The sequence below is a fragment of the Dactylosporangium sp. CA-152071 genome (assembly GCF_050936335.1).
In the GTDB taxonomy this organism is placed as follows: domain Bacteria; phylum Actinomycetota; class Actinomycetes; order Mycobacteriales; family Micromonosporaceae; genus Dactylosporangium; species Dactylosporangium maewongense.
On sequence record NZ_JBNJMZ010000001.1, the window covers coordinates 7,508,765 to 7,534,122 of the forward strand.

18 protein-coding genes are annotated in these 25,358 nt (G+C 71.8%); 11 read left to right on the forward strand and 7 right to left on the reverse strand.

Going from position 1 to position 25,358, the window contains the following annotated elements:
• Positions 1-109 precede the first annotated feature (109 nt).
• From ACQEVZ_RS33815 to ACQEVZ_RS33825, 3 genes are all read right to left on the reverse strand, one after another.
• On the reverse strand, positions 110-727 hold the full coding sequence (locus ACQEVZ_RS33815; RefSeq protein ID WP_344512029.1) for an SRPBCC family protein: 618 nt from the start codon (positions 725-727) through the stop codon (positions 110-112).
• Between the two features lie 148 nt (positions 728-875).
• Entirely contained in the window at positions 876-2,432 is a 1,557-nt protein-coding gene (locus tag ACQEVZ_RS33820) for a S8 family serine peptidase (protein ID WP_433374016.1), read from the reverse strand.
• A 229-nt stretch (positions 2,433-2,661) separates the two neighbouring features.
• Positions 2,662-4,362 (reverse strand): CBM96 family carbohydrate-binding protein, encoded by a 1,701-nt coding sequence (locus ACQEVZ_RS33825; RefSeq protein WP_433374019.1) that lies wholly within the window; start codon positions 4,360-4,362, stop codon positions 2,662-2,664.
• A gap of 406 nt (positions 4,363-4,768) precedes the next feature.
• Between ACQEVZ_RS33825 and ACQEVZ_RS33830 the strand changes: the two genes are divergently transcribed.
• From ACQEVZ_RS33830 to ACQEVZ_RS33845, 4 genes are all read left to right on the forward strand, one after another.
• A complete protein-coding gene (locus tag ACQEVZ_RS33830; protein ID WP_033364102.1) occupies positions 4,769-4,987 on the forward strand; it encodes a DUF7455 domain-containing protein in 219 nt (72 codons plus the stop codon).
• 111 nt (positions 4,988-5,098) lie between these two features.
• A complete protein-coding gene (locus ACQEVZ_RS33835; RefSeq protein ID WP_433374023.1) occupies positions 5,099-6,580 on the forward strand; it encodes a putative bifunctional diguanylate cyclase/phosphodiesterase in 1,482 nt (493 codons plus the stop codon).
• An 83-nt stretch (positions 6,581-6,663) separates the two neighbouring features.
• Positions 6,664-6,900: a hypothetical protein gene (locus tag ACQEVZ_RS33840; RefSeq protein WP_344512018.1), complete on the forward strand. Its 237-nt coding sequence runs from the start codon at positions 6,664-6,666 to the stop codon at positions 6,898-6,900.
• A gap of 37 nt (positions 6,901-6,937) precedes the next feature.
• Positions 6,938-8,464: an ATP-dependent DNA ligase gene (locus ACQEVZ_RS33845; RefSeq protein WP_433374028.1), complete on the forward strand. Its 1,527-nt coding sequence runs from the start codon at positions 6,938-6,940 to the stop codon at positions 8,462-8,464.
• A gap of 602 nt (positions 8,465-9,066) precedes the next feature.
• Here the strand turns inward: ACQEVZ_RS33845 and ACQEVZ_RS33850 are convergent.
• Positions 9,067-9,852 (reverse strand): SURF1 family cytochrome oxidase biogenesis protein, encoded by a 786-nt coding sequence (locus ACQEVZ_RS33850; RefSeq protein ID WP_433374031.1) that lies wholly within the window; start codon positions 9,850-9,852, stop codon positions 9,067-9,069.
• Between the two features lie 96 nt (positions 9,853-9,948).
• Here ACQEVZ_RS33850 and ACQEVZ_RS33855 point away from each other — a divergent pair, with 96 nt between their 5' ends.
• Entirely contained in the window at positions 9,949-12,654 is a 2,706-nt protein-coding gene (locus ACQEVZ_RS33855; RefSeq protein ID WP_433374034.1) for a cobyrinate a,c-diamide synthase, read from the forward strand.
• A complete protein-coding gene (locus ACQEVZ_RS33860; RefSeq protein ID WP_433374037.1) occupies positions 12,654-13,238 on the forward strand; it encodes a GNAT family N-acetyltransferase in 585 nt (194 codons plus the stop codon). The genes ACQEVZ_RS33855 and ACQEVZ_RS33860 overlap by 1 nt, the downstream gene beginning before the upstream one ends.
• 51 nt (positions 13,239-13,289) lie before the next feature.
• Here the strand turns inward: ACQEVZ_RS33860 and ACQEVZ_RS33865 are convergent, their stop codons facing one another.
• The gene (locus ACQEVZ_RS33865) at positions 13,290-15,473 is read right to left on the reverse strand and encodes a transglycosylase domain-containing protein (protein ID WP_433374040.1); all 2,184 of its coding nucleotides are present in this window, start codon (positions 15,471-15,473) and stop codon (positions 13,290-13,292) included.
• A gap of 17 nt (positions 15,474-15,490) precedes the next feature.
• On the opposite strand from ACQEVZ_RS33865, the gene cobC reads away from it, so the two are divergent.
• Genes cobC through cobA form a run of 3 tightly spaced genes read left to right on the forward strand, consistent with a single transcriptional unit; the run spans position 15,491 to position 18,781 of the window.
• Entirely contained in the window at positions 15,491-16,522 is a 1,032-nt protein-coding gene (cobC, locus tag ACQEVZ_RS33870) for an Rv2231c family pyridoxal phosphate-dependent protein CobC (protein ID WP_433377135.1), read from the forward strand.
• Position 16,523: 1 nt separating this feature from the next.
• Positions 16,524-17,579 carry a nicotinate-nucleotide--dimethylbenzimidazole phosphoribosyltransferase gene (gene cobT / locus ACQEVZ_RS33875; protein ID WP_433374043.1) on the forward strand — a complete coding sequence of 352 codons (1,056 nt, stop codon included), beginning with the start codon at positions 16,524-16,526 and terminating at the stop codon, positions 17,577-17,579.
• Entirely contained in the window at positions 17,576-18,781 is a 1,206-nt protein-coding gene (gene cobA / locus ACQEVZ_RS33880; protein WP_360566001.1) for a uroporphyrinogen-III C-methyltransferase, read from the forward strand. The genes cobT and cobA overlap by 4 nt, the downstream gene beginning before the upstream one ends.
• Positions 18,782-18,855: 74 nt before the next feature.
• Here cobA and otsB read toward each other — a convergent pair whose 3' ends face one another.
• Both otsB and ACQEVZ_RS33890 read right to left on the reverse strand, forming a co-directional pair.
• Positions 18,856-21,420: a trehalose-phosphatase gene (otsB, locus tag ACQEVZ_RS33885; protein WP_433374047.1), complete on the reverse strand. Its 2,565-nt coding sequence runs from the start codon at positions 21,418-21,420 to the stop codon at positions 18,856-18,858.
• 81 nt (positions 21,421-21,501) lie between these two features.
• Entirely contained in the window at positions 21,502-22,902 is a 1,401-nt protein-coding gene (locus tag ACQEVZ_RS33890; protein WP_344512003.1) for an alpha,alpha-trehalose-phosphate synthase (UDP-forming), read from the reverse strand.
• A 109-nt stretch (positions 22,903-23,011) separates the two neighbouring features.
• On the opposite strand from ACQEVZ_RS33890, the gene ACQEVZ_RS33895 reads away from it, so the two are divergent.
• Together ACQEVZ_RS33895 and ettA are read left to right on the forward strand one after the other, a co-directional pair.
• Positions 23,012-23,596: a hypothetical protein gene (locus ACQEVZ_RS33895; protein WP_433374051.1), complete on the forward strand. Its 585-nt coding sequence runs from the start codon at positions 23,012-23,014 to the stop codon at positions 23,594-23,596.
• Positions 23,597-23,677: 81 nt separating this feature from the next.
• Entirely contained in the window at positions 23,678-25,357 is a 1,680-nt protein-coding gene (ettA, locus tag ACQEVZ_RS33900; protein ID WP_433374054.1) for an energy-dependent translational throttle protein EttA, read from the forward strand.
• Position 25,358: the final 1 nt, after the last annotated feature.

Below are 25,358 nucleotides of genomic sequence, written 5' to 3' on the forward strand. Positions count from 1 at the left end.
CTCTCACCCTTCATGAGATTCCATCATATGTGGCTTTTCGGGTGATTGTTCGCTGATCGACAAAGGACGCCGGCCTGCGCCGGCGCCCCTTCTGTCCTGTCCGGAGTGCTCAGATCCGGGTCTGCCGGCCGCGGGCCTGCATGTGCTGCATGGGGCCGAGGTTGCCGGCGGCGGGCGGGCCCTGCGGCGGGCGCTCGTTGGAGGCGTGCGTCATGCCGGACGCGGACGCGATGCCGCGCGCGATGGTCGCCGGCGTCGCCGTCACGGGGCGGTTGGTGGCCGTCGCCGCCGGGCGGTTGACCGTGGTCTTCGTGGCGGCCTCCTCGCAGAAGCGCTTGAAGCCCTTGAGGTCCGCCTTGAGCCGCCGGTTGAGCACCTCGACGGCGTGCTGCTCGGTCGGCATCAGCTCGCGGGCGTCGATCTGCAGCTCGGCGATGACCCTGGTCATGCCGTCGGCCATCGGCTCGAGCCGCAGCGCCTCGCTGACCTGCGGGCCGTCGAGGGCCTCCCAGCACAGGAACTCGCCGGGGCGCGTCTCGGTGATCCGGGCGTCGAACTCCGCGCGGTTGCCACCGATGTCCAGCACCATGTGGGCCGTCGAGGCGTCGATCGGCGCCATGCTCATCACCCCGGACATGAACTGCGGGTAGTTCTCGAAGTGGGTGAGCTGCTCGTACGCGACCCCGGCCGGGACGGCCACCTCAATGGACTCTCTCGCTGTGCTCATGGCGACCCCCTAGTCTCGGATGCCCAAACACCGTACCGACGGGTTAGACCTAGTTGAGACCGATTCGCGGTTTCTGCAACGGTTGACAACGCCGATGGCCCCCGCGCCATCGCGCGGGGGCCATCGGTCACCAGGGGGAGGTGAGCAATCAGACGGTCAGGGTCCAGGTGTCCAGCGTGCCGGTGTCGCCGGCGAAGACGTCCTGCACGCGGAGGGTCCACACGCCGTTGCGGGTCTCCGTGGAGAGGTTCACGGTGTAGGTCGCGGTCAGGTTGGCCACGTCGTCACCGGAGATCGAGGACTTCAGCTTGTACGCGGTGCCGTCCGGGGCGATCAGGTCGACACGCAGGTCGCCACGGTCGGTGTGCTTCACGGCCACCTTGACGGTCGAGGTCTTGGAGGCGGTCCCGGCGCAGCCGGCGATGGTGACCTTGCTGTTGACGGTGGCCCGGTCGGCGATGAAGTAGTCGGCGTTGTTGGAGGCCGCGGCGCAGGTGGTCGGGGTGGTCGGCGTCGTCGGCGTGGTCGGGGTGGTGGTCGGCGGGTTGGTCGGCGCGGTCGTGGAGATCAGCGCGGTGGTGTTGAGCAGCTTGTTGGGCGAGCCGGAGCCGGCGCCCGTGACCTTGCCGCTGACGGCGCCGTTGACGATCGCGTCGCGGACCTGCGCCGGGGTGGCGGTCGGGTGACCGGCCAGGTAGAGGGCGGCCGCGCCGGCGACGTGCGGGCTGGCCATCGAGGTGCCGCTCATCTTGGTCGTGCCGGTGTTGCCGCTGTTGGCGCTGGACAGGATGCTCACGCCGGGCGCGAACAGGTCCAGGCAGCTGCCGAAGTTGGAGAAGCTGGCGCGGGCGTCCTTGCTGTCGGTGGCGCCGACGGTGATCGCCTCGGGCAGGCGGGCCGGGGACTTCGTGCAGGCGTTGGCGGAGTCGTTGCCGCCGGCGACGACGTACGTGACGCCCGACGCGATCGACTTCTTCACCGCGTCGTCGAGCGTGGAGCCGGCCGAGCCGCCGAGGCTCATGTTGGCGACGGCGGGCTTGACGGCGTTCTTCGTCACCCAGTCGACGCCGGCGATGATCTGCGAGTAGGAGCCGCTGCCCTGGCAGTCCAGCACCCGGACGCCGACGAGCTTGACGTCCTTCGCGACGCCGTAGGTGGCGCCGCCGACGGTGCCGGCGACGTGCGTGCCGTGGCCCTGGCAGTCCGTCGCGTCCGAGTCCTTGTCGACGAAGTCGTAGCCGGACTTGGCGCGGCCGCCGAACTCGCTGTGGGTGAGCCGGATGCCGGTGTCGATGATGTACGCGGTGACGTTGCTGGCCGGCCCGTAGGTGTAGCTGCCGTTCAGCGGCAGGGCCGCCTGGTCGATGCGGTCCAGGCCCCACGTCGCGCCGGACTGGGTGGCCTCGACCTGCACGATGCGGTCCTGCTCGACGTACTTGACGGCCGGGTCGGCGGCGAGGCGGCGCGCGGAGGTCGCGCTCATCCTGCCGGAGAAGCCCTTGACGGTGCTGTCGAACCGCGTGCTCACCGAGCCGCCGACCTTGCCCGCGAGGGCGTCGGAGGACGTCGTCGAGCCGTCCTTCAGGACCACGATGTAGCGGTCCTTGAGCACCCCGGCCTCGCCGGCACCGCGGACGGTGCCCTCGGCGGGGGCGGCCGCGGCGGCGGATGCGAAGGAGAAGGAGCCGGCAGCGGCGGCGGTCATGGCCAGAACAGTGAGGACGCGGCGGTTCATCATATGTCTACATCCCTTGCTTTCACATTTGCTGTCATTGCCTTGCAGAAACAAGATTGCGGGCCGTCGGTGGTGCTCCCGGGACCCGCCGGGTAGCAGCGCAGTTGCCCCGTCCCCCGGTTCGGGCCGCTGGTCGGCGACCGGTGGACACCGAAAAAGGGCCGCCCGGGACGGGCGGCCCTTTTCTTCGGAGACGGGGTCAGATCTTGACGTTGAAACGCGGGTCGGCGGCGATCTTCTGGAACGCCGCGAGGGCCTCCGGGGTGTCGTCCATGCGGATGTCGTGACCGTTCTGGTCCTTGGCGGTCTCGAAGTAGACCAGGCCCTTGATCTGCGGCATCTTCGCCAGCTGCGGCAGGACGGTGGCGAACACGTTCGCCTTGTTCTTGCCGTCGACGACCGTCGACGAGTCGTAGACGCCCCACTCGGCGACCATGATGGGCTTGCCGGGGTGCTTGGTGGTGGCCCAGGTGTACCAGCCGGGGAACTTCGCCGGGGCGTTGGTGCGGTTCATCATGTAGTTGAAGTCACCGGTGTGGAAGCCGCCGGGCTGCGCGTTGTTGTAGGTGTCGACGCCGACCCAGTCCACGACGTCGTCGCCGGGGTAGAGGTCGCCCCACCAGGACGTGTTGTTCCACTTCTCGTAGTTCATGTAGGCGACGACGAAGACGGCGTTGGTGACCCCGTTGGCCTTCATGCGCAGGACGGTGTGGCGGAACATCGCGGCGTAGTCCTTGGCGGTCATGCCCGAGCCCGCGGTGGCGACGACGTCGTTCTCCGGCTCGTGGTGCAGGACCATGAAGAACTTCTTCGTGCCGTAGTTGGTCTTGATGTAGGTCGAGAGGCGGTCGATGCGGGCGTCCTGGTCACCGTTGGCGACGTTGGCCCACTTCGTGCCGTAGCCGACCTTCCAGTTCAGCATCAGCGTCCGCGGGTTGGCCGGGTCGCTGGTCATCGCGATCTCGTTCTTGGTGGGGAAGAGCTCGTCGCCCTTGTGGTACGTGTGATAGATCGTCGACGTCCGGCCGCTCTTCTGCTCGAAGGTCTTCAGCGCCTCGTCGCGCGGCACGTCGGAGAAGCCGCCGGCGGCCGCGCCCCACAGCACGCCGCAGGACGGGACGAGCTTCGCGTCGACGGCGCAGCCACCGGCCGGCGAGGTCGGGGCGGGCGTGGTCGGAGCGGGCGTCGTCGGCGTGACCACGGGCTTGCTCGGGGTGGGGGCCGGCTTGCTCGGGGTGGGGGCCGGCTTGGTCGGCGTGGGGGTGGCCTCCACCGGCGGCTTGGTGGCGGCCGGCCGGGCGACGGTGAGGTTCAGGCTGGGCTTGCCGGTGGCCGCCTCGGAGGACCTGAAGCGGGCCGGGGTGTTGGCGACCCGGGAGGTCACCGCGAACGTGTACGTCCCGGCGCCCTTGACGACCGCGCTGACGTCGAAGGTGACGGTGGCCGCGTCGCTCTTCGGCTTGGCGTTGCTGACGACCGCGCCGATCGCCGGGTCGTTCTTCGCCGTCAGGGACTTCTCGGTCCAGGTCGTGTCGGCGACCCGGCTCAGCGACAGGGTGTTCGGCAGCGCCTTGCTCTCCCGGGTCAGCACGACCTGGGCGTTCTTGACGGTCGCGCCGGGGCCGGGGTTCGCGACCGTGAACTTCAGGTATGTGACCATCGTGTCGGCCCCGGAGCGGCCGGCGACGAGGGTGTCCGAGGCGCCGAAGTTGAACGACGGGCGGCTGCTGGAGCTGTAGCCGTCCTCACCCGCTCCGGTGCGGACGACGCCCGTGGTCGCGGCGCCGGCGGTGCCCGTGGTCTCCGCGCCGGCCATGCCGGTGAGGGACACGGCGCCGGCGGTGGCACCAATGGTGAGCGCGGCGAGCGGCATCAATGCGCGGGTGTGGCGGCGAATCATGTATGTAGGCCCTTCCGTGGATGCAGATCCTGTGGAGCGGTGTTGCCGTCCGGCCGGTGTCATCCGGACCTCCACAAGATTCGGCACCTCGGGGTACACCCCTGGTTCGCCGTGCGTTGCCGTTCGGGTGCCCGGTCCTTGTGCGAGCTGTCCACAGTGGACCTGGCAGACGTGCACGGTGCGGAAATGCCAGGTGGTGTCGGGAAGTTGCCGGGCGGGTATGTGACGTTCACCCGTGATGCATCAGACGAACGGACGGAGTCGGCAACCTGCCTGTGACCAAAAGCCAACGCTTACGAACTAGTCGCTTAATTCAGGCGAACGTACTGTTAGGTAGGTAAGGCTCAACACTCAGAAAAGCCACATTTCAAGCAGCAGCTGACCGCTTCGACTCGAGGAGACTGAGATGACCCCGATGCTGATCTCGCGCCCGGCCGTTCACGTCGTCCCCGAGCTGACGGGGGAGCGCTGCGACAGCTGCGGTGCCGCCGCCAAGGCTCGTGTGACCTTTGGCGCCGCCGGTGACCTGGCCTTCTGCGGGCACCACACCAACAAGTTCGCCGACCGGATCGCCGCCACCGCCGACAAGATCGTGGTCGAGGCGGGCTTCGACTGGCGCGGCTGACACGCCGACCCGCGAAGGCGGGCTTCCCCACGGGGAGGCCCGCCTTTTGCTTGCGCGCGTGTTGTCCGTTAGGTAGCGAAAAATCGGATTTGTGATAGATAGCATCGGAGCGTGCGACGCAAGCCGAGCCCTCATCCGCGACCCGCCCCGATGGTGGGCCGGCCCGCCGCCCTGCTCGCCGTCGCCGGAGTGTTCCTCGTCGCGTTTTCGCTGGCTGTACCGGCGATGCTCCAGCAAGCGCTGTCCGGCCTCGCCATGCTCGTGGCGCTCGCCGCGGCCGGCGCGGCGGTGCTGCTGGTGCGGCAGCGGTCCGATCGGCTCAGGCAGTCGCTCGCCAGCTCGTCGGCGCGCAGCAAGGGGCTGGAGCGGGAGCTGCGGCAGCGCGCCACCCGTGACCCGGTGACCGGGCTGGCCAACCGGCGGCAGCTCACCGAACGGCTCGACAGGGTGCTCACCGGGGCGTCGCCGCCGGGTTTCACGGTCGCGCTCCTCGACCTCGACGGCTTCAAGGACGTCAACGACACGCTCGGCCACGAGGCGGGCGACGAGCTGCTCAAGCAGGTGTCGCACCGGCTGCGGGCGGCGCTGCCCGACGCCGACGTCCTGGCCCGCCTCGGCGACGACGAGTTCGCGGTCGTCTGGCGCGGCGCTTCGGACGCGTTCGAGGCGGCGTTCGCGCAGCTGCGGCCGGCGTACCCGGTGGCCGGCCGCCAGGTGCACCTCACCGGCAGCGCCGGGCTCGTCGCGGTCGGCGACCAGCGCAGCTCCGCCGACGTGCTGCGCGACGCCGACCTGGCCCTGGACGCGGCGAAGACGGCCGGCAAGGACCGGGTCGTCCGCTTCGAGCCCGACCTGCGCACCGCCGCGGCCCGCCACCGCGAGCTGGCCTCGGGGCTGCGCCGGGCCCTTGCCGCGGGCGAGTTCGAGCTGCACTACCAGCCGGTCGTCCGCCTGCTCGACGAGCGGGTCACCGCGGTCGAGGCACTGCTGCGCTGGCCGGCCGGCGGGGTGCCGCCGCTGACCTTCATCCCGGTCGCCGAGGCCATCGGGATGATCGTGCCGCTGGGCTGGTGGGTGCTGCGGCAGGCGTGCACCGACGCGCGGGCGTGGTTCGAGCGCGACGGGGTCGCCGTGACCGTCAACGTGTCCGGGCACCAGCTGCGCGAGGAGGACTTCGCCGAGCGGGTCCTCGCGGTGCTCGACGAGACCGGGCTGCCGCCGGCCGCGCTGGTCCTGGAGCTCACCGAGTCGGTGCTCGTCGACGACGCGGAGCGCACGGCGCGGCTCGGGCTGCTGCGGGAGCGGGGCGTGCGGATCGCCGTCGACGACTTCGGCACCGGGTATTCGTCGTTGGCGTACCTCGTGCACCTCCCGGTCGACATCCTCAAGATCGACCGGACCTTCACGGCCTCGGGTGTCGACTCGACCCTGATGAAGGTGATCCTGCAGCTGGCGGAGGGGTTGTCGCTGCACACGGTCGCCGAGGGGGTCGAGACCGCCGCGCAGGCCCAGGCGTTGAAGGCGCTGGGCTGCCAGTACGCGCAGGGCTACCTGTACTCCCGGCCGGTGCCGGCGGCGCAACTGTCGTTTTGACGGTGTCACCCTGTCCGCAACCCGGCGGACACGGCGGTACACCTGCGGGAGCGTGTGATTGGAGGAGCCGAAGGGGGTACAAGATGACGCCGCAGCTTCTGGAACACGTCCGGGCCGAAGCACTGTTCGTCTCCGACGTGCAGTCCTCCGATCAGATGAGCCCCGAGCACATCCGCACCGCGGTGATGCGCAGCGTCCGGCGGCACGGGCCGCGTGGCTGCGCCGCACTGGTCGCGCACGAGTTCGGGGAGCACCCCGACACCGCCGTCAGCCGGATGGGCTGGGTTCTGGGCGCGGTGCGGCTGGCGTACGCCGCCTGAGGTGTTCTTGTCGTACCCCTGGGTGAGAATCCGGGGTATGAGATTCGTCGAGCTGGCCTCCGTCTCCGCCGACGTCGCGCGGACCCCGGGGCGCAACGCCAAGATCGACCTACTCGCCGACGCGCTGCGGAAGCTGGAGCCTTCCGAGCTCTCGCCGGGCGCCTCCTACCTGTCCGGTGAGCTGCGCCAGCGCCAGACCGGCGTCGGCTATGCGTCGCTGCGGGAGCTGCCACCGCCCGCCGACACCGCCTCCCTGTCCGTCACCGACGTCGACGAGGCCTTCGCCGCCATGTCGCGGCTGTCCGGCAAGGGCTCGCAGGCGGCCCGGCGGCAGGCCGTCGCCGAGCTCTTCGGCGCCGCCACCGAGCCCGAGCGCCGCTTCCTGATCGGCCTGCTCAGCGGTGAGCTGCGGCAGGGCGCCCAGGCCGGCCTCCTCGTCGACGCCGTCGCCCGCGCCTCCGGTGTCCCCATCGCCCAGGTCCGCCGCGCCCTGCTGCTCGCCGGCGACCTGAAGCTCGTGGCCGTCGACGCCCTCACCGGCGGCACCGACGCCCTCGCCGGCTATGCGCTCACCGTCGGCCGCCCGCTCTCCCCGATGCTCGCCCAGAGCGCCGCCACCCCCACCGACGCCCTCGCCGACACGGGCGTCCCCGCCGCCGCCGACACGAAGATCGACGGCGTCCGCATCCAGGTCCACCGCGACGGCGACCAGATCTCGGTCTTCAGCCGCAGCCTCGACGACCTCACCGCCCGCGTCCCCGTGGTCGTCGAGGCCGTCCGCGCCCTCGACGTCACCTCGATCGTCCTCGACGGCGAGGCCGTCGGCGTCGACGACACCGGCCGCGCCGTCCCCTTCCAGGAGACCTCCAGCCGCGCCGCCCGCCGCGACGGCACCGCCGTGCTCCAGCCGTTCTTCTTCGACATCCTGCACCTCGACGGCGCCGACCTGCTCGACGAGCCGGCCTCCGTGCGCTGGGCGGCCCTGGAGCGCGCCGTCCCCGCCGGCCTGCGCGTCGAGCGCACCATGCTCACCTCGCCCGACGACGCCGAGCGCGTCTTCGCCGCCGCCGTCGCCGCCGGCCACGAGGGCCTCGTCATCAAGTCCGCCGCCGCCCCCTATGACGTCGGCCGGCGCGGCTCCGCCTGGGTCAAGGTCAAGCCCCGCCACACCCTCGACCTGGTCGTCCTCGCCGTCGAGTGGGGCCACGGCCGCCGCAAGGGCCTGCTGTCCAACCTCCACCTCGGCGCCCGCGACCCCGACACCGGCGGCTTCGTCATGCTCGGCAAGACCTTCAAGGGCATGACCGACGAGATGCTCCGCTGGCAGACCGACCGCCTGAAGTCCCTCGCCGTCGAAGAGTCCGACTGGGTCGTCAAGGTCCGCCCCGAGCTGGTCGTGGAGATCGCCTTCGACGGCGTCCAGAAGTCTCCCCGCTACCCCGGCGGCGTGGCCCTGCGCTTCGCCCGCGTCCTGCGCTACCGCGAGGACAAACGCCCCGAGGACGCCGACACCATCGACGCCGTCCGCGCCATCCACACCTCCACCCACCCCACCGACTCCTGACCCGATCCCCACTGACCTCGCCACCCACCCACCTCGCAGCCGGGCGTCCTGGCTCGTGCGCCCTTGCCCCACGGCGTGCGTCCTGCCTCCGCGGGCGGCGTCCTACCTCCGCGGGCAGGTTCGGTCGCTGGGGTTCGGGGTCGGGTTGGGTCGTGACGTTGGTGCCGTTCGCGCGGGTGGGCCGCTGTGCTGTCGCCGACGCGGGCAGCCCGGCAGTGGCGCTGGCCTCCGTTGGTGGACTGTGGTGCCGCCGGCCTCCGCGGGCGGCGTCCCGCCTCCGCGGGCGGGTCGTGTCGCTGGCCTCCGCGGATAGGCCGATTGTGGTGCCGATCTCCGCTGGCGGGTCGGTCGTGGGGCCGGTCTCTGTGGGTCGCGTCCACGCAGGTGGTGTACGACGACTCGCCCGCAGGTCTTGGTCGTCGTGACGGCCGGCCCAGGGGTGAACCGGGCTGTGCGTGCGTCGAGCGGGGTCCGGGGGTGCCGCGCTGTCGGCTTCTGGGCTCGAGCGGGGCGACAGGTCGGCTGCTCGTGATCCCGAACTGTTCTGGTGGTCCTGGATACCGGAACCGCGCGGGATCAGTGGCTTGTGGCGCGTGTGGGGGTTATGCGGGGGAGTCCGCGAGGTCGTCGAGGAGGTCTTCGGGTTCAGGGCCTCGGGCTTCCTTGCGGGCGAGGTAGGCGAAACCGAACAGCGTGAGGATGGCCAGGAGCCACCACTGCAGGACGTAGCCGGCGTTCTGCAGGGCGTTCTGCTTCTCGGGGGCTACCGCGGTCAGGCCGGGGGCGGGCTGGTCGGTGCTGATGTAGGCGTTGTACACCGGGTACGGCATCGACGGGGCGAGGGCCGACGGGGTGATGCGGCGGATCTCCAGGCGGCCGTTGACCTCCTTCGGCGGGCCGCCGCGGCTCTCCGACGGGCGGAGGCGGCCGAGGATGGTCTGCTCGCCGGGCGGGGCGGGAGGGACCGACGGCATGGCGAGGGCGCCTGACTCGGCGGGGGGCACCCAGCCGCGGTCGACGAGCACGGCGGTGCCGTCGGGCAGGACCAGTGGGGTGAGTACCTCGAAGCCCACCCGGCCCTCGACGGTGCGGCCGCGGACGAGGATCTCGCGGGACGGGTCGAACTGGCCGGTGACCTGCACGCGGAGCCACTCGGTGTCGGCGTGGGGGGCGGGGCCGGTGGTGCCGGGGGTGCCGGCGGGGCGGGGGACGGCTTCGGTGAGCGGGACCGGGGTGGCCGACGTGCCCGCCGTGATGCGGGCGTTGATCGACGCGCGCTGGTGATAGCGGTCGAGCTGCCAGAGGCCCAGAAGCACCATGACCGTCGCGGCGGCGACGGTCAGCGCGGCGTAGCCGAGCCACCGGGGCGACGCGAGAAACCGGTACACAAGCAAGAACGGTATCCGGTGCGTTCCGGACAGTTGCTGTGGCGCCCACCCGGTATCGTCCGGGACACACGTTTGCCCCAGCGCCAGAGGAGCATCATGAGCACGATCCCGAGGCTGGTGATCAGCGCGCCATCCTCCGGTCACGGCAAGACTGCCGTTTCCGTAGGCCTGCTGTCCGCGCTGTCGGCCCGGGGTTACCGGGCCGCCGGGTTCAAGATCGGTCCGGACCACGTCGACGCCGCGTATCTCGGGCTGGCCGCGGGGCGGCCCGGGCGGAATCTCGATCCGCGGATGATCGGGGCGAAGCGGGTGGGGCCGCTGTTCGCGCACGGGGCCCAGTCGCTGGACATCGCGGTCGTCGAGGGCACGATGGGGCTGTTCGACGGGCTCGCGGGCCGCACCGACAGCGAGTCCACGGCGCAGATCTCCGGCCTGTTGCGGGCGCCCGTGGTCCTGGTCGTGGACGTCGGCGCCATGGGGCAGTCGGTCGCCGCTCTGGTGCATGGCTTCCGGGCGTACGACGAGCTCCTGTGGCTCGGCGGCGTCATCCTCAACCGGGTCGCCTCGTCGCGGCACGAGCAGCTGCTGCGCGAGGCGCTCGACGACATCGGGGTGCCGGTGCTCGGCGCGCTGCGTCGCCACGCGCTCACCGACATCGGCGACGCCGGCGCGCCGCTGCCGTCGCGGCACCACGGGGTCGCGCCCGTCGTCCACCACAACCTCGACGCGGTCCGCGCGGTGCGGCGCCTCGGCGAGGTGATCGCGGGCGCCGTCGACATCGACCGGGTGATGGCCCTGGCCCGCTCCGCGCCCCGGCTCACCACCGACCCGTGGAACGCCGCCGAGGAGGTCGCCGCCGCGCGGGTCGCCGAGCCGGCCGTCACGCGCATCGGCCGCCGCCCGGTCATCGGGGTCGCGTTCGCCTACCCGGAGACCGCCGAGCTGCTCACGGCCGCCGGTGCCGAGGTCGTGCCGTTCGACCCGCTGCGCGACGAGGCGCTCCCCGCCGGCGTGGACGGTCTCGTCGTGGGCGGCGCGCTCCCCGAGTCGTACGCGGAGGAGCTCGGCTTCAACACCCGCCTCCGCGCCGCCGTCGCCGCGCACGCCGCCGCCGGCAAGCCGATCGCCGCGGAGGGCACCGGCCTGGTGTGGCTCTGCCGCGACTTCAACGGCCGGCCCATGTGCGGTGTCGTCGACGCCTCGGCCCGCGAGACCGACCTGGTCGTCCTGGGGTACCGGGAAGCGACCGCCCGCAGCTCGTCGGTGCTGCTCCCGGTGGGTGCCCAGGTCGTCGGGCACAAGATGCACCGGACCACGATCAGCCCCCGGGCCGGCCTGCAGGCCGCCTGGACCTGGGCCGGCGGCCCCGCGGAGGGCTTCGTGCACCGCGGCGTCCACGCGTCGTACCTCGGCCTGCACTGGGCCGGCACGCCGTCCATCGCGTCCCGCTTCGTGGCCTCGGCCGGCGCCGCCGCCACGCCGGTGCACGGGCAGTGGACGACACCGAGCACCCATCCGTATGGCCGTCCGTCCGTGGCACCGGCGGCGCAAGCCCCGTCGGGCGGCACGACCCTGCAGTTCCCGGCCGCCCCGGTGAGCGGCACCGCCGCCGTGCCGGCAGCGGCGGACACCGGCGACGCCCGGATCGGCCTGACCAAGCCCGACCCGGCGCGCACCCCGGCCCCGCCCGGCGCGAGCCCCGTCTCCGCACCGGCCGGCTTCGCCCCGTCCGGCCTGGGCACGTCCGGGCTGGGAACGCCCCCGGCCGCCAGCCCCGTGTCGGTCCCCGGCCCGGTCTCGGCACCTGCCGGGTACACCGCCCCGCCGACGACGTACTCGCCGCCCGCTCCGGTGGTCGGCCCGGGCGCGCTCCCAGTGGCGGACGCCGAGGAGCCGCCGACCGCGGCCATCGCGACCCAGGAGCCCCGGCGGCCCCAGGCGCCGATCGCGGCCATCGCGACCCAGGAGCCCCGGCGGCCCCAGCCGCCGGCCGCGGCCGGCGGCGCTCAGGACGAGCTGCACGAAGACCAGGACGGCATCGCGTCGAGCCCGTTCGGCCCTACCAGCCGGGTGGCGGTCGCCCTGGCGTCCGCGAGCCAGACCGCCGGAGCCGAAACTGCGGTGGCGGGCGGCGCCGGAGCGGACACCGCGGCTGTTGAGGCGAGCGTTGGGGTGTCTTCCTCCGCGAACGCGCCCGCGACGGCCTCCGGGCTGCCATCGTCTGGGGTTGTGCCGACGACTGTCTCCGCTCCGCCCATGTCCGTCTCGACCCCACCCGCAGGCACGGCCCCCGGCGACGCCGCCGAGGCGGCCGGGACCGTCGCCGCGTCCAGCCCTGTGTCCGGGCCCGGCGTGGCCGGCGCGGGTGCCGTCGCGGTCGACGCCGTGATCGCGGCCGGCCAGGCCGGCGCCGCCGAGGCCGCCGGATCCGTCGGCGCGTCCGGGCCGGTGTCGACCCCGCCGTCGAGCGCCGGGAGCGGCCACCAGTGGCCGGCCGATCCGGCGACGTCGGCGGCCGTGCCGGTCTCGCCCGCCCCGATGCCGACCGTCGCCGCGCCCGTGTCGGCGGCGCCCGGCGGGATGACGGCGATCCCCGCCGCCGAGCGCCTGGAGGAGGCGCCGACGGCGTACCTGCAGCTGCCGGTCCAGGAGAGCGACCCGGTCTCCGCACCCCCGGCCACGACGCAAGCGCCGCCGGCCACGCCGCAGGCCGTGGTGCAGAGGCCGGCGACCGAGGTGGGCGAGGGGGACGGGCCGCCGACGTCGGGTCCGCCCGCCGGCGGTGCGACGGAGGCCGCCTAGTGTCGACCTGGTCGGTGGCGCTGCGCCGCTTCCCGTCGCTGTCGGTCCAGACGCCCAGGCTCACGGTGCGCCCGCTGTGCGCCGACGACGACAAGCGGGTCGGTGAGATCTTCGCCGACAAGCTCGTCCGGCGGTGGCTGCCGATCGCGCAGGACGACAACAGCGAGTTCGACGGCTACGCCTGGTGCACGGAGCTGGCCGTCGAGCGCCGGGACAGCGGCGCCGGCGACCACTACGGGATCGTGCGGCGTGAGGACGAGCGGCTCGTCGGCTGCCTGTGGACGAAGAACACGGACTGGCTGACCAGGTCGACGGAGATCGCGTACGCGGTGGCCGCCGACGCCCGCGGCTACGGCGTCGCGCCCGAGGCGGTCGACGTACTGGCGCTGTCGCTGCTGCTGGAGCACCGGTTCCAGCGCATCGAGCTGCGGGTCGCCCCCGGCAACGTCGCGTCGCGGCGGGTCGCGGAGAAGGCCGGCTTCACGTACGAGGGGCTCATGCGCAACGCTGGGTCGCTGCACACCGGCCGGGTGGACCTCGAGAGCTGGTCCCTGGTCCCGGCCGACATCAGCGGCGGTGCCTGAAACAAAGGCCAGCAAACAAAGGCCAGCAAACAAAAAGGCCAGCAGCGGGCGTCAGCGGCGGTTCTTGAGCACGCGGGGCTTGGCGCTCGTGCCGTGGGCGACGAGATTGCTGGGCGGCGTGAACTGGCGCACGGCGGTGCCGGCGAGCGCGTCGCGCAGCGTCTCGGCGACCGTTTCGCGGGGCTTGCCGGCGTTCGCGGAGCCGACCCGGTGCAGCGGGTTGTCGGGGTCGGCGATGAACCCGGCGATCGTCAGCCCCGGCGTCATGCCGACGAACCACGCGGCCCGGTTGTCGTCCGTCGTGCCTGACTTGCCCGCGACGGGCCGTTGGACCGTCGAGTAGACGCGCGCCGCCGTGCCCGCGCCGCCGCAGTCGCCGGTCGCCGCCTTGTACCCCGTGACGCAGCGGGCCGCGTCGATCGCGCCGCGGGCGACGTCCGGCGAGATCACCTGGGCGCAGCGGGGGCGGGCCACCGGTACACCTTGCGCATCCAGGGCCTCGGAGCCGTCCTGCTGCCGGATGGACACGACGGGGATCGGCTCGCAGTGGGTGCCGTCGGCGGCGACCGTGGCGAACGCGCCGGCCATCTCCAGGGGGGTGGTGTCGGCGACGCCCAGGGTGAAGGCGCCCCAGGTCTTCGCCTTCGCGGGGGAGGCCTGCAGCTTGTCGATGCCGGTGCGCCAGTGCAGCCCGAGGCGCTCGGCCATGCGGACCGCGGCCTCGGCGCCGACGCGCTGCTCCAGCTGCACGAAGAACGTGTTGACGGACCTGCCGAAGCCCGACCACATGGTGTGCCGGCCGGTCATGGAGGCCGAGGCGTTGGAGGGGCACCAGCTGTCGACGCCGCAGCGCGCCGGGCTGTCGCGGCCCGTCTTGTACTTGGAGACGAACGTCTTCGGCGAGTTGATCGCGGTGTCCAGCGGCATGCCCTGTTCGAGGGCGGCGAGCATCGTGAACATCTTGAACGTCGACCCGGCCTGGTAGCCCGCCATGTCGCCGCCGCCGAGCAGCGGGTTGACGGTGTTCGGGTAGTTGCCGCGGAGGCGTTTGCGCTGGCGCGGGTCGGAGTGCGGGCCGTTGCTGGCGCGGTCGAGGGAGTACGTGCGGTTCACCGCCATCGCCCGCACGAGCCCGGTGCCGGGTTCGACCGCGACCTGCCCGAGGGCGTAGGCGCTGCGCGTCTTCTCCCGCTTCAGCACCTGCGCCTGCGCGATGTCCTGGACCCGCGGGTCGAGGGAGGTCGTCACGGTGTACCCGCCGCGCCGCAGCCGGTCGAGGCGCTCCTGCGGGTTGGCGCCGAGCCCGGGCTGCGCGGCCCACCAGGACCGGAACATCGCGCAGAAGAAGCCCCAGCCGGCCCGGGTCTCCAGGCAGTCGTTCGGCGGTTCGCTGAGCTTCAGCGCGATCGGGGTGGCGCGCGCGGCGGCGGCGTCGGTGGCGTTGAGGTACCCGAGCTCGGCCATCCGGTCGATGACGTAGTCGCGCCGGGCGGTGGCGGCCGCCGCGTCGGTGGCCGCCGGATCGTACGAGGACGGCGCCTGCACCAGGCCCGCCAGCAGCGCCGCCTCGGGGACGGTGAGGTCGGCGGGGCGTTTCGAGAAGTACACCTCGGCGGCGGCGAGGACGCCGTAGGCGCGGTGACCGAAGTAGGCGACGTTGAGGTAGCGCTCCAGGATCTCGGTCTTGCTCATGTGCTTCTCGAGCTCGATGGCGAGCTTCATCTCGCGCAGCTTCCGGGCGCCGGTCTGCTCGGTCGCCTCCGACACCTCGGCGGGGGTGTCGGCGCTGTCGCGCAGCACGTTGCGCACGTACTGCATGGTGAGCGTCGACGCGCCCTGCGACACCGAGCCCGCCTTCTGGTTCGCGACGAACGCCCGCGCGACACCCTTGAAGTCGACGCCGTGGTGCTCCCAGAAGCGGGCGTCCTCGGCGGCGACGATCGCCCGTTGCATCGTGGGCGAGATCGTGTCGATGGTGGTGTACGTGCGGTACTCCTCGTAGAACTGGGCGAGGAGGGTCGTGCCGTCGGCGGCGTAGACGTGGCTGGTCTGCGCCGGCAGGGAGGACCGCAGCGCGCCGACCGGCATCGACAGGGCGTCGGTGCCGCGCTTCACGCCCACGCCGGTGAGCGCGACCATGGGATAGACCAGGGCGGCGATCGCGAGCCCGACGATGAGGCCGGTCCGGACGAGGGCCAGGAATCCGCCGGCCACTCGCAGCGTGCGCGCGATCACACCTCCAAGCTAGGACAATTCGCCGTGCCGTACGCGACGATCGCCTGATGCTGCGGTTCCACGGCGATGCCGAGGTCGCGCCCGGTCTGGTCGACCTGGCGGTCAACGTGCGACAGGAGACGCCCCCGTCGTGGCTCACGGAGCCGGTCGCGGCGTCCCTGGCGCACCTCGCGCGGTACCCGGACCGGACGGAGGCGACCGCGGCGATCGCGGCGCGGCACGGCCGGCCGGTGGACGAGGTGCTGCTGACGGCCGGCGCGGCGCAGGCGTTCACGCTGCTCGCTCAGGTGCTGCGCCCCCGGCACGCGGTGGTGGTGCATCCGCAGTTCACCGAGCCGGAGAGCGCGCTGCTGACCGTGGGGCACGCCGTGGACCGGCTGCTGCTGTCGGCCGACGACGGATTTGCACTGAAAAATCCGCCGGAATCGGCCGACCTCGTCATAGTCGGCAACCCCACCAATCCAACCTCATGTCTGCATAAATCCGGACAAATCGCGGGGTGGGTCCGGCCCGGCCGGACGGTCGTCGTCGACGAGGCGTTCGCCGACACCGTCCCGGGCGAGCCCGAGTCGCTCAGCGGCAACCGCGACGTCGTCGTCATCCGCAGCCTGACCAAGACCTGGGGCCTCGCCGGCCTGCGCATCGGCTACGTCCTCGGCCCCCGCGACCTGATCGCCGAGCTCGACCGGCACGCGCCGCTGTGGAGCGTCTCCACCCCCGCCCTCGCCGCCGCCACCGCCTGCGCGTCGCCCCTCGCGGTCCAGACCGAGCGGGCCATCGCCGAGCGGCTCACGGCGGACCGCGACCACCTCGTCGCCGCGCTGCGAGCCGCCGGTGTGGAGATCGCCGGTGTACCGCGCAGCTCGTTCGTCCTGGTCAGGGTCGTCGATGGCGGGCGGGTCCGACACGCCCTGCGCGGGCACGGGTTCGCGGTGCGACGTGGCGAAACGTTCCCGGGACTGGGCCCGGACTGGTTACGTATTGCGGTGCGGGACACTGCCACGAGTGACGCGTTCGTCGCGGTGTTGTCCAAGGTACTGGGAGGGTGAAGTGCTGACTGAGACATTTTCTGGGACAATCGCGGCGATCAGGCCGCTCGACGACGAGGCGATCGCGGCGGCCAGGGCGCTGCAGGCCAGGCTGACCAAGCCGCCGGGGTCGCTCGGCGCGCTGGAGATGCTGGCGGTGCGCATGGCGGGTCTCGCCGGCGCCTGCCCGCCCCCCATCCCGCAGCCCGCCGCGCTGGCGATCTTCGCCGGCGACCACGGCGTGCACGCGCAGGGGGTGACGCCGTGGCCGCAGGAGGTCACCGCGCAGATGGTCGCCAACTTCCTGGCCGGCGGCGCGGTCGTCAACGCGTTCGCCCGGCAGTGCGGCGCGAGCGTGACCGTCGTCGACGTCGGCGTGAAGGCGACCCTCGACCCCGCCGACGGCCTGGAGCTGCGCAAGGTCCGCCCCGGCACCCGGGACCTGAGCGCCGGGCCGGCGATGACCCGCGAGGAGGCGCTCCAGGCGATCGAGGTCGGCATCGACATCGCCCAGAAGCTCGTCGACGGCGGCGCGAAGGTGCTGCTGACCGGCGACATGGGCATCGCCAACACCACCCCGTCGGCGGCGCTGATCGCGGCGTTCACGCACGCCGACCCCGCGTCGGTGACCGGGCTGGGCACCGGCATCGACAGCGAGACCCACGCCCGGAAGGTGGCGGTCGTCACGTCCGCGGTCGTCGCGCTGCACGCCGAGGACCCGGTCGACGTCCTCGCCGCGGTCGGCGGCCTGGAGCACGCCGCCCTCGTCGGCTACATCCTGCGGGCCGCGGCGCTGCGCGTACCCGTGATCATCGATGGGGTCATCGCCGCGTCCGCGGCCCTCGCCGCCGCCGCGCTCGCCCCGGCCAGCACCTCGGCGATGATCGCCGGGCACCGGTCGGCCGAGCCCGGAGCCGGCGTGGCGCTCGGCTATCTTGAGCTGGAACCGCTCGTCGACCTGGGCCTGCGCCTGGGCGAGGGCACCGGCGCCGTCCTGGCGCTGCCGATCGTGGCCAGTGCTGTCCGCGTGTTGCACGAGGTAGCCACTTTCGACTCAGCTGGAGTAGCCCACAAGTGAACCCATACCCCCTCGGTCTGGTGCTCGACGGCTTGCGTGTCCTGGTGGTCGGCGGCGGTGCCGTGGCCACCAGGCGCGTCCCCGCACTGCTCGACGCCGCCGCGGACGTCGTGCTGGTGTCCCCCCACATCACCCCCGCCCTGCAGGCCCACGTCGACGCGGGCCGGGTCACCTGGCGCGCGCGGCGCTTCGAGCCGGGCGACATCGAGGACGCGTGGCTGGTCCACGTGGCGGTCAGCGACCCCGCCGCGGCCGCCGAGATCAGCGAGCTGGCCGCCGCCCGGCGGGTCTTCTGCGTCCGCGCCGACGACCGGCACGCCGCCACCGCCTGGACCCCCGCGGTGACCCGCCAGGGGCCGGTGACCGTCGCCGTGCTCGGCGGCGGCGACCCCGCCCGTGCCGTCGCCGTCCGTGACGCGATCGGCGAGCACCTCGCGACCGGCTCGATCCTCGCGACCACCCCGCCGGAGGCCGGCCCGGGGCGGGTCGCGCTGGTGGGCTCCGGCCCCGGCGACCCGGAGCTGCTCACGGTCCGCGGCCGCCGGCTCCTCGCCGCCGCCGACGTGGTCGTCATCGACCGGCTCGCCGCCGGCCTGCTGCTCGACGAGCTGCGCCACGACGTCGAGCTGTTCGACGCCTCGAAGATCCCCTACGGCCCGTCCGCCGCGCAGGAGGAGATCAACCGGGTGCTGGTCGACCGCGCCCGGCAGGGCAAGTTCGTCGTCCGGCTCAAGGGCGGCGACCCGTATGTCTTCGGACGCGGCGGTGAAGAGCTTCTGGCCTGTGTCGCGGCCGGTGTACCGGTGAGCGTCGTCCCCGGGATCAGCAGCTCCATCGCGGTGCCCGCCGCGGCCGGCATCCCGATCACCCACCGGGGGCTGGCGCACGAGTTCACCGTCGTCTCCGGCCATCTGGCGCCGGCGCACCCCGAGTCGCTGGTGGACTGGGCGGCCCTCGCACGGCTGCGCGGCACGCTGAGCATCCTGATGGGCCTGAAGAACCTGCCGGCGATCGCCGCCGTCCTCCAGGAGCACGGCCGCGCGCCCGACACTCCCGTCGCGGTGATCCAGGAGGGCACCACCCGCGACCAGAAGGTCGTGCGCGCGCGGCTCTCCACGGTCGCCGACGCGGTGAAGGAGGCGGCGCTGCGCCCGCCGGCCGTGATCGTCGTCGGCCCGGTCGTCGACGCCCTCGCCGCCTGAGCCGTTCCCCATGATCCGGAAGACTTCGTGCAGCTATAGGTGCACAAGGTCTTCCGGATCATGGGGAAGACGCGTCAGGAGCGGTCGAGCTCCAGGGCACAGCGGATCAGGCCCAGGTGCGAGTAGGCCTGCGGGTGGTTGCCCAGGGCCCGCTCGGTCAGCGGGTCGTACTCCTCCGGCAGCAGGCCCGTCGGGCCGGCACACTCGATGAACTGGGCGAAGAGCTCCTCCGCGTCCGCCCGGCGGCCGGTGCGCAGGTACGCCTCGATCATCCAGGTCGTGCACAGGTGGAAGCCGCCCTCGACGCCCGGCAGCCCGTCGTCCCAGCGGTACCGGTACACCGTGGGACCCTCCCGCAGGTCGGCCTCGACCGCCAGGACGGTGGCGAGGAACCGCGGGTCGTCGTCGGCGAGCAGCCCCGACAGGCCGATCCACAGCACCGACGCGTCCATCTCGTCGTAGCCGTACGCGACGGTGTAGGCGCCGAGCTTCTCGTCCCAGCCCTTGTCGAGCACGTTCTCGGCGATCGTGGAGCGCAGCGGCCCCCACGACTCCGGCACGGGACGGCCGACCCGCTCGAAGAGCTGGATGCCGCGGTCCACGGTCATCCAGCACATGACCTTCGAGTAGACGTAGTGCCGGGGCCGCCGGCGCGCCTCCCAGATGCCGTGGTCGGGCTCGTGCCAGCGCCGCTCGACGGCCTCGACCATCTGCTCCATGAGGGCGAAGTCGCCGTCCTCCGGCGGGCGCAGCTCGGCGAGCGTGGTGACCAGGTCGGCGACCGGGCCGAACACGTCGAGCTGCACCTGGCCGTTGGCCGCGTTGCCGACCCGCACCGGGCGGGAGCCCGCGTAGCCGGGCAGCGCCTCGATGACGGCCTCCGGCCCGAGCTCCGTGCCGTCGAGGTTGTACAGCGGGTGCAGCCGCTCCGGGTGCCCGTCGGTGTTGTCGGCGACCTTCAGCGTCCACTTCAGCAGCGACTCGGCCTCCTCGGTCGAGCCGAGGTCGACGAGCGCCTTGGCGGTCAGCGAGGCGTCGCGCAGCCAGCAGTACCGGTAGTCCCAGTTGCGCGACCCGCCGACCTCCTCCGGCAGCGACGACGTCGCCGCGGCCAGGATCGCGCCGGTCGGCTTGTGCCACAGGCCGCGCAGCGTCAGCGCGCTGCGCCGGACCAGGTCGCGGGCGACCGACGGCAGCTTCAGCGCGTCGGACCAGTCCCGCCAGGCGGCCTCCGCGGCGATCTGCCGCTCCTCGAGCTGCACCCGCGGCGGCTCGATCGAGTCGGTGCCCAGCCGCAGCTCCAGCATGGCGCTGCCGCCGGTGGCGCCGAGGTCGACCGTGGCCCGGGCCAGGTCGCTGTGGCCGTCGGAGCTGATCTCCCACTCGATGCCGGGGGAGTAGAGCACCATCGGCTCGTTGGAGCCGAGCACCAGCAGGCCGTCGTCGCCGAGCGGCTGCAGGCGGATGTGCACCTGGCCGAAGTCGGGCCGGGGCACGAAGTCGACCCGGGCCCGGGAACTGCCCGACAGCACCCGCATCAGCGAGTTGCCCGTGCGGTGATGGTCGAGCCAGTCGGTGACGGTGAGGCCCGACCAGCGGGTCTCCACGGTCATCGTGCCCGGGCGGTACCGCTGACCCAGCGGGATCCCGCCCTTCTCCGGCTGGACCGTGAAGTGCCCCGCGGCGGTGTCGCCGAGCAGGTCGGCGAAGACCGCGCCGGAGTCCGGCTTCGGGTGGCACAGCCAGGTGACCCGGGCGGCCGGCGTGAGCAGTGCGACGGTGTGGGTGTTGGAGAGCATCGAGTGCCGCTCGATCGGCACCGCCTGCTCGCCGAAGAGCCAGCGCCGCCGGGTGTGCAGCAGCAGCTCCAGCACGCTCACGGCCGCCTCGGCGTCGGGGATGCTGAAGCGGGCCAGCGTGTCGGTGCCGCCGTCCACGGAGCCGACCTTGATGCCCAGGTCGGGGCCGTGCAGGTGGGCGAACGCCTTCTCGTCGGTCGCGTCGTCGCCGAGGTACACGATGGCGCTCGCCGACACCTGCATCCGCAGCGCGTCGACCGCGAGGCCCTTGTCGGTCGGCACCACCGACAGCTCGATGACCTCCTTGCCGGTGGTCACCTCGATGTCGGGCCACAGCGCCGCACCGCTGCGCACCGCGTCGAAGACCCGCCCGGCGACGTCGCGCGGCGCCGCGCGGGTGTGCACCGCGACGCTGGCCGGTTTGGCCTCCAGGCGCACGCCCGGCTGGTCGCGGCAGATCGCGGTGAGCGCCGCGTGCAGCTCCGCGCGGCGCTGCTGGCGCTCCGGCGGCAGCTCGTCGACGTAGCCGACGTCGAACTCGGAGCCGTGGCTGCCGACCAGCCGCACCTCGGCCGGCAGGCGCGAGAGTGCGGCGAGGTCGCGCAGCGCGCGGCCCGAGATCACGCCGACGGTCGTCTGTGGCAACGAGGACAACGCGCGGACGGCCGCTACGGATTCTGGGCTGGGGGTCGCCTTCGTAGGGTCGGCGACGATGGGGGCGAGAGTGCCGTCGTAGTCACATGCCACCAGAAGGTTCGGCACGCGGGCGACGCGCAGCACCGCCGCGCGGAGGTCCGGGTCGAGCGAGAGGACGCTGCCTGTCGCCGAGTGTTGGTTCATGTCCGGCCTGTTCGTGGGAGCGATGGAGGTCGTTTGGGCAATTGACGTGCACACGGCGGTGCAAGGGCGGTCGTGTGGTCGTCATGATGCTGCGCCGAGAGCGTCGAGAAACGCGTCCGCCCAGGCGCGGACGTCGTGTGAGCGCAGGTGGGAATGCATAGCATGCATCCGTTTGCGCCCTTCGACCGGGTCGACGTGGATCGCACGCATGAGTGCGTCTTTCACCCCGTCGAGGTCGTGCGGATTGCACAGGAAGGCCTGTCGCAGCTCGGCCGCCGCGCCGGCGAACTCCGACAGCACGAGCGCGCCGCCACCGTCGGCGCGGGCGCCGACATACTCCTTGGCAACGAGATTCATGCCGTCCCTCAGGGGAGTCACCATCATGACGTCGGCCGCGACGTACAACGCGGCCAGCTCAGCCCGACTGTACGACTGATGCAGGTAGTGCACGGCCGGTTGGCCAACTCGTCCGTACTCCCCATTGATCCGCCCGACCTCACGCTCAACGTTCACCCGCAGCGTCTGGTAGTGCTCCACTCGCTCCCGGCTCGGCGTAGCCACTTGTACCATCACCGTATCCGGCGCCGTGAGTCGCCCATCCGACAACAATTCACGGAAGGCCTTCAGCCTTCTTTCTATCCCCTTGGTGTAGTCGAGACGATCCACTCCCAGGATGATCGTCTTCGGCTCACCCAGCTCGGTCCTGATCGCCTTGGCTCTGGCCTGCACTTCGGGCGAGGCGGCGAGCCGCTCCATCTCCTCGACGTCGATCGAGATCGGGAAGGCCTCGGCACGCACCGTGCGGCCCTCCCACTCCACGACGCCGCGCCGCACCCGGGTCCCCAGCAGATGTCGGGACAGTTGGACGAAGTTCTGTGCGCCGAGTGGCCGTTGGAAACCAACCAGATCGGCACCGAGCAGACCCTTGAGAAGTTCCGCCCGGCGGGGTAGTTGCATGAACAGTTCGACCGGGGGAAATGGGATGTGCAGAAAAAACCCGATCTTGAGATCGGGTCGGGTCTCGCGCAGCAGCGCCGGCACGAGCTGCAGCTGGTAGTCCTGGATCCATACGGTGGCGCCGGGTGCCGCGTCGTCGGCGACGGCCTTCGTGAACCGCTCGTTGACCAGCCGGTACGACTCCCACCATCGTCGTTTGAAGATCGGTGTCTCCACGGCGTCGTGATAGAGCGGCCACAGGCTGGAGTTGGAGAACCCCTCGTAATACCGCTCGACCTCGCCCGCGCTCAGCGCGACCGGGTGCAGCTGCACCCCGCCCGCCTCGAAGGTCTCCTCGGGCAGCTGCGCGTCCCCCGTGCCGCCCGACCAGCCCACCCACGTCCCGTTGCGCTGCTGCAGGACCGGCTCCAGTGCCGTTACGAGGCCTCCTGGGCTCCTGCGGAAGCTGACCTCGCCGTCCGGTCCGACCACCTTGTCGACCGGCAGTCGATTGGCGACCACCACGAATGCACTGTTTCCAGCCACGTGTCGTGTCCTCCCCCTGGGTGATCCACCCTCGTACTTTCAGCCTACTGATCCGCGAAGTGCCCGGCAGCATGCAGCGTCCTGGCTCACAGGTGCGATCCTGCTGGGCATGTCCTCGCACGATGCCTACGCCGAGCCCGAACGGGGCCGGACGCTCACCGTCGTCCTGCTCGCTTTGCTGATCCTGACCGTCATCGGTGCATTGTTCGGATTCGTGCTAGGGCGTCGAGACATTGATGACCCTAAGTCAAATGCCGGCAACGGACAGTCTTCCCGGCCTGTCGATTCCGTCACCAGCCAGGCCGCCCCGAGAGGCATGCCGTGCCCGGCCTTCATGGAGGACGGGGTCAAGAGCCGCGACGCCAAGGCGGCCCTGCCACTGGTCCTGCAGCTCTACGTCCGCACCGACCGGCACGAGGTCTGGATCTGCCTGGAGGCCGACGGCCAGGGGCTGTGGTACCAGGGGCACGACAAGCGCAATCGCTTCTCCGGCGTCGACGGCTCCGGCGAGACGCCGCTCGAGGGCGACAACGGCCTGCTGGTGAGCACCGTCTCGTTCTCGGGTAGTGCGAACAACGACAAGTACACGGCGACCAACGAGGGCACCACGTACACCGTCTCCCGGGACAAGCTCGTGATCGCCGGCAAGCAGACCACTTCGGAGGACGTACGGGAGTTCCAGCCCAAGAAGTGACGCCCGATTTGGGGGCGGGGCCGGGGGCCTGGAAAGATTGACCCGACGCGAACACAGACTTACCGGAGGTAGGGGCGCACCGTGGCGCAGTACATCTACGTGCTCGAGAAGGCGCGCAAGGCGCACGGCGACAAGGTCGTGCTCGACAACGTCACGCTGTCGTTCCTGCCCGGCGCGAAGATCGGCGTGGTCGGCCCCAACGGCGCCGGCAAGTCGAGCCTGCTCAAGATCATGGCCGGGCTCGACAAGCCGAGCAACGGTGAGGCCCGGCTCATGCCCGGCTACACCGTCGGCATGCTCCTGCAGGAGCCGCCGCTGAATGAGACCAAGACCGTCCTCGGCAACATCGAGGAGGCCGTCGCGGAGACCAAGGCGAAGCTCGCCCGGTTCAACGAGATCGCCGAGCTCATGGCGACCGACTACTCCGACGCGCTGATGGAGGAGATGGGCAAGCTCCAGGAGGAGCTCGACCACGCCGACGCGTGGGACATCGACTCCGCCCTCGCCCTCGCCATGGACGCGCTGCGCTGCCCGCCGCCGGACGCCGACGTCACCACCCTCTCCGGTGGTGAGCGCCGCCGCGTCGCGCTGTGCAAGCTGCTGCTCGAGGCGCCCGACCTGCTGCTGCTCGACGAGCCCACCAACCACCTCGACGCCGAGAGTGTCAACTGGCTGGAGCAGCACCTGCAGAAGTACGCGGGCGCCGTGCTCGCGGTCACCCACGACCGGTACTTCCTCGACCACGTCGCCCAGTGGATCGCCGAGGTCGACCGCGGCCAGGTCCACGGCTACCAGGGCAACTACTCCACCTACCTGGAGAAGAAGGCGCAGCGGCTCGCGGTCGCCGGCCGCAAGGACCAGAAGCTGCAGAAGCGCCTCACCGAGGAGCTGGAGTGGGTCCGCTCCAACGCCAAGGCCCGCCAGACCAAGTCGAAGGCCCGCCTCGAGCGCTACGAGGAGATGGCCAACGAGGCCGAGAAGACCCGCAAGCTCGACTTCGAGGAGATCCAGATCCCGCCGGGCCCGCGCCTGGGCAACATGGTCATCGAGACCAAGGAGCTGGTGAAGGGCTTCGACGAGCGCGGGGTGCTGATCGACGGGCTGTCGTTCTCGCTGCCGCGCAACGGGATCGTCGGCATCATCGGCCCCAACGGCGTCGGCAAGACCACCCTGTTCAAGACGATCGTCGGCCTCGAGCAGCCCGACGCGGGCCAGGTCCGGGTCGGTGAGACGGTCAAGCTGTCCTACGTCGACCAGAGCCGGTCGGGCCTCGACGGCGACAAGACGGTCTGGGAGGTCGTCTCCGACGGCCTCGACCACCTGATGGTCGGCAAGGTCGAGATGCCGTCCCGGGCGTATGTCGCGGCGTTCGGCTTCAAGGGCCCCGACCAGCAGAAGCCGACGAAGGTCCTGTCCGGCGGTGAGCGCAACCGGCTCAACCTGGCGCTGACGCTGAAGATCGGCGGCAACGTGCTGCTGCTCGACGAGCCGACCAACGACCTCGACGTCGAGACGCTGTCGTCGCTGGAGAACGCGTTGCTGGAGTTCCCGGGCTGCGCCGTGGTCATCTCCCACGACCGGATGTTCCTCGACCGGGTCGCGACCCACATCCTCGCCTGGGAGGGCGACGAGAAGGACCCGGCCAAGTGGTTCTGGTTCGAGGGCAACTTCGAGTCGTACGAGAAGAACAAGGTCGACCGGCTCGGCCAGGAGGCGGCGCGCCCGCACAGCGTCACCTACCGCAAGCTCACCCGCGACTGAG

Excerpts from the sequence above, each read along its gene's own strand:
- ACQEVZ_RS33840 (WP_344512018.1), top strand. The coding sequence starts at position 6,664 with ATGACGCCGCAGCTTCTGGAACACGTCCGGGCCGAAGCACTGTTCGTC.
- ACQEVZ_RS33820 (WP_433374016.1), bottom strand. The coding sequence starts at position 2,432 with ATGACCGCCGCCGCTGCCGGCTCCTTCTCCTTCGCATCCGCCGCCGCG.
- ACQEVZ_RS33830 (WP_033364102.1), top strand. The coding sequence starts at position 4,769 with ATGACCCCGATGCTGATCTCGCGCCCGGCCGTTCACGTCGTCCCCGAG.
- ACQEVZ_RS33815 (WP_344512029.1), bottom strand. The coding sequence starts at position 727 with ATGAGCACAGCGAGAGAGTCCATTGAGGTGGCCGTCCCGGCCGGGGTC.
- ACQEVZ_RS33845 (WP_433374028.1), top strand. The coding sequence starts at position 6,938 with ATGAGATTCGTCGAGCTGGCCTCCGTCTCCGCCGACGTCGCGCGGACC.
- ACQEVZ_RS33825 (WP_433374019.1), bottom strand. The coding sequence starts at position 4,362 with ATGATTCGCCGCCACACCCGCGCATTGATGCCGCTCGCCGCGCTCACC.
- otsB (WP_433374047.1), bottom strand. The coding sequence starts at position 21,420 with ATGAACCAACACTCGGCGACAGGCAGCGTCCTCTCGCTCGACCCGGAC.
- ACQEVZ_RS33855 (WP_433374034.1), top strand. The coding sequence starts at position 9,949 with ATGAGCACGATCCCGAGGCTGGTGATCAGCGCGCCATCCTCCGGTCAC.
- ACQEVZ_RS33895 (WP_433374051.1), top strand. The coding sequence starts at position 23,012 with ATGTCCTCGCACGATGCCTACGCCGAGCCCGAACGGGGCCGGACGCTC.